This window comes from Micromonospora deserti (assembly GCF_003236335.1).
GTDB lineage: Bacteria > Actinomycetota > Actinomycetes > Mycobacteriales > Micromonosporaceae > Micromonospora > Micromonospora deserti.
Genome location: NZ_POUB01000433.1, coordinates 1 through 3,100, shown reverse-complemented (window position 1 = coordinate 3,100; position 3,100 = coordinate 1). Strand labels below are relative to the sequence as shown.

At 75.0% G+C, this 3,100-nt stretch carries 4 protein-coding genes; 3 read left to right on the top strand and 1 reads right to left on the bottom strand.

Annotated features, from left to right (window positions below):
* Nucleotides 1-123: 123 nt before the first annotated feature.
* Nucleotides 124-900 carry a DUF4097 family beta strand repeat-containing protein gene (locus C1I99_RS30715; RefSeq protein ID WP_111137650.1) on the bottom strand — a complete coding sequence of 259 codons (777 nt, stop codon included), beginning with the start codon at nt 898-900 and terminating at the stop codon, nt 124-126.
* Between the two features lie 102 nt (nt 901-1,002).
* Here C1I99_RS30715 and recO point away from each other — a divergent pair, with 102 nt between their 5' ends.
* The 3 genes from recO (at nt 1,003) to C1I99_RS30700 (ending at nt 2,955) form a co-directional block, all read left to right on the top strand.
* On the top strand, nt 1,003-1,875 hold the full coding sequence (gene recO, locus C1I99_RS30710; RefSeq protein ID WP_111137649.1) for a DNA repair protein RecO: 873 nt from the start codon (nt 1,003-1,005) through the stop codon (nt 1,873-1,875).
* Nucleotides 1,876-1,883: 8 nt separating this feature from the next.
* The gene (locus tag C1I99_RS30705) at nt 1,884-2,684 is read left to right on the top strand and encodes an isoprenyl transferase (RefSeq protein WP_111137648.1); all 801 of its coding nucleotides are present in this window, start codon (nt 1,884-1,886) and stop codon (nt 2,682-2,684) included.
* An 85-nt stretch (nt 2,685-2,769) separates the two neighbouring features.
* Nucleotides 2,770-2,955 (top strand): hypothetical protein, encoded by a 186-nt coding sequence (locus C1I99_RS30700; RefSeq protein WP_111137647.1) that lies wholly within the window; start codon nt 2,770-2,772, stop codon nt 2,953-2,955.
* The last annotated feature ends 145 nt before the right edge of the window (nt 2,956-3,100 follow it).

Here is a 3,100-nt window from a genome sequence, read left to right as displayed (position 1 = left end):
CGTCCAGCCCGCCGCCCGCCGGCGCCGCGTCGCCCGCCCCCGGGGCGGACGTCCCCGACGCGGCCACCGGCCAGGCCACCGTGCCGGCGCCGCGCGGCGCCGGCGAACCGGAGACCGTGGAGATCAGCGCTGGGCCACCCTGATGTCGCCGCTGCCGGTGCCCACGTCGAGCACCAGCTGTGCGCTCGGGTCGTCGGTGACGGCGACGTGCACGTCGCCCGAGCCGGCGCTGGAGCGGACCCGGTACGGGCCGGCGGGCACGATCAGGTTGACATCCCCGCTGGAAGCGTGCGCCCGGGCCGAGGCGGCCTTGGCCAGCTCCAGGGTGACGTTGCCCGAGTTCGCCTCGGCGTCCACCTCGCCGCCGAGGCGGCGGGCGGTGATATCGCCGGAGGAAGCGCGCAGGGTGACCGCAGCGGCCACGTCGTTCACCTCGATGTTGCCCGACCCGGTCTCGGCGCGGACCGGGCCGCCTGCGCCGGCCACCCGGATGTTGCCGGAGCCGAGCCGTAGCTCGACCGGGCCGACCCGGCTCAGGTCGACGTCCCCCGAGCCGGTCTCGCCCTGGACGGTGACCCCCTGCGGGGCGGTCACCTCGTAGGAGACGCTGCACCGGGGACCGCAGTGGGTGTCCAGCACCAGCTCGGCGCCCTCGATCTCGTACCGCGCGTCGGGCTGGGCGCCCTGGTAGCGCACCACCCGCTTGATGCGGACCTCGTTCGCGGTGCCGACGCCCCGGACCACGACGTCCCCCGCGCCCGGGAGCACCCGGATGGTGGTGATCCGGACCGCCTCGGTGTTGTCGTAGTCGAGCCGGCGGAAGGAGAGGTTGTCGCACCCGGCGAGGACGATCAGCGCGGCGGCCGCGGCGAGCGCGGTGGTGGTCCGGTGCAGAGCCATGGCGAGCACGCTACGGCGCGGGGTAGGGGCCGCACATCGGGGTCGTCGCGCCCGCGCACCCCGAACCGACCCTGATTTCCCACCCCGAGGGAGAATGGCCCGATGGCCGGGTACCGCCGACAGCTCTACCGTGACGACGCGGTGGTCCTGCGCGTGCAGAAGCTCGGCGAGTCCGACCGGATCATCACACTGCTCACCCGCCGGCACGGCCGGCTCCGCGCGGTGGCCCGGGGGATCCGCCGGACCACCTCGAAGTTCGGCGCCCGGCTGGAGCCGTTCGGCCACGTCGACCTCCAACTCGCCGGCGACCCGAAGGGCAACCAGGGCAGCTCGCTGCACACCGTGAGCCAGGTCGAGGGCATCGACCTGTACGGCAAGCGGTTCCTCGGCGACTACCCGCGCTACACCGCGGCCAGCGCGATCGCCGAGACCGCCGAGCGGCTCACCCCGGTGGAGCGGGAGCCGTCGCTGCGGCTGTTCCAGCTCACCCTCGGCGCGCTGCGGGCGCTGGCCGACGGCGGCCACGCCACCACCCTGGTGCTCGACGCGTACCTGCTGCGCGGGATGGCGCTGGCCGGGTGGGCGCCGGCCCTGACCGCCTGCGCGGTCTGCGGCACGCCCGGGCGGCACCGGGCGTTCTCCGTACCGGCCGGGGGTGCGGTCTGCCCGGACTGCCGGCCGCCCGGCGCGGCCCATCCCGCGCCGGCCACCATCGACCTGATGTCCGCGCTGGCTACCGGCGACTGGCGGGTCGCCGACGCCGCCGAGTCGGGGGTACGCCGGGAGTGCAGCGGCCTGGTCGCGGCGCACCTGCAGTGGCACCTGGAGCGCGCGCTACGCTCGCTGCCGCTGGTCGACCGGGGTGCCCCGGCGGCCGGTGCGGTCCCGCCGTCGGGCGGCGGCGCGGCCGGTCCGGTCCCGCCACCGGTCGCCGGGGCCGTGGCGGACGGTGCGAGCAGGGAGATGACCGAGTGATCCGAACGATGAGGTCCGGCCGGCGCGAGCCGGTGCCGCCGACACCGCACCCGTCGGGCGCCCGGCCGCCGGCACTGCCCGTCGACGCGTTGCCCCGGCACGTGGCCGTGGTGATGGACGGCAACGGCCGGTGGGCCAAGGAGCGCGGGCTGCCCCGCACCAAGGGCCACGAGGCGGGGGAGTTCTCCCTGTTCGACACCATTGAGGGCGCGATCGAGCTGGGCATCCCCTACCTGTCGGCGTACGCCTTCTCGACGGAGAACTGGCGGCGCTCACCCGACGAGGTCCGGTTCCTGATGGGCTTCAACCGGGACGTCATCCGCCGCCGCCGCGACCAGCTGGTGGACCTGGGCGTCCGGGTGGTCTGGTCCGGCCGGGCCGGGCGGCTGTGGAAGAGCGTGATCTCCGAGCTGCGCACCGCCGAGGAGATGTCCCGGGGCAACACGACACTGACCCTGCAGTTCTGTGTGAACTACGGCGGGCAGGCCGAGATCGCCGACGCGGCCGCCGCGATCGCCCGGGACGTTGCCGCCGGCCGGCTCGACCCGGCGAAGGTCACCGAGAAGACGGTGGCGAAGTACCTCTACCACCCGGAGATCCCCGAGGTGGACCTCTTCCTGCGCCCCTCCGGCGAGCAGCGGACCTCCAACTTCCTGCTCTGGCAGACCGCGTACGCCGAGCTGGTCTTCCTCGACACGCTCTGGCCCGACTTCGACCGGCGGCACCTCTGGTACGCCTGTGAGCTGTACGCGCAGCGCGACCGGCGGTTCGGCGGGGCGCTGCCCAACCCCGTCGCCCCGCCGGCCTGAGTCCGCCCGCCCGCCGGTCGTGCGCTTACCGGCCGGTCACGCCGGGTACCACCTCGGTCAGCGAACCTGACGGAGGTGAACCCACATGATCCAGAAGAGTATTGCCCGGTGGGCGGCGATGGCCATCGCGGTGCCGCTGGCGGCGGCCGGGGCGCGGCGGCTCAGCCACGCGCTGGAGGCCCGCCGTGGCCCGTCCAGGGTGAGCCGCCTGCTCAACAAGGGCGCGGACCTGCTGCGCCCGCAGAAGGCGAAGCAGCGCCGGTTCTTCTGACTCCACCCGGCTCCACCCGGTCCGGCGACCCCACCCGGTCCGGCCGTCGGGTGGGTGCGCCCGACGGTTGGCCGGGGTTCAGGTTTCCGGGTGGCGGCGGCGCAGTGCTGCCTACGATCGGGGGGCGGGGCGGACGGCCCCGGAC